Source organism: Kineosporia sp. NBRC 101731 (genome assembly GCF_030269305.1).
Taxonomy (GTDB): Bacteria; Actinomycetota; Actinomycetes; order Actinomycetales; family Kineosporiaceae; genus Kineosporia.
This window is the reverse complement of sequence record NZ_BSTC01000048.1, coordinates 1-504: the sequence shown is the minus strand read 5'-3', so window position 1 is coordinate 504 and position 504 is coordinate 1. Positions and strand designations below refer to the sequence as shown.

The following is a 504-nucleotide window of genomic DNA, read 5'->3' as shown; positions in this document are numbered from 1 at the left end:
CGGCGGGCCGACGTCCTGGCCGCCCTGGTCCAGGCCCTGGCCGAGGGAACACCGATCCCCCTGGTCCCGGTCACCAACACCAGCACCCACGCCAGCACTGATGCTGACGCCAGCACTGATGCTGACGCCAGCACTGATGCTGACGCCAGCACTGATGCTGACGCCAGTACTGATGCTGACGACGAAGGCGAGCCGTATGAGGGATCCCTGGACGATCCAGCTGGCGACGCCAACGCAGCAGGGCCGGGCAACGTAACAGGGCCGGGCAACGTAACAGGGTCGGGTAATGCAGAGGGGCCGGGTAATGCAGAGGGGCCGGGCAACGCAGCAGGGCCGGGCAACGCCGCCGCATCCTCGCGGATCCCGCAATCCCTGCGCCACCGGATAGAGCAAGACATAGAGGCCGAGGCCGACTACCGGCGCCAGAATGTCACCCGATACGGGTTCGTGCCCCTACCCGAAGGAATGATCCCGGCCTGGTGGCAGCCTCCAGACCTGTCCCTG

The 504-nt window shown here is 67.1% G+C and carries 1 pseudogene; it reads left to right on the top strand.

The window, feature by feature from the left end:
• Positions 1-504: pseudogene (locus QSK05_RS36040) on the top strand (hypothetical protein); the annotation flags it as partial.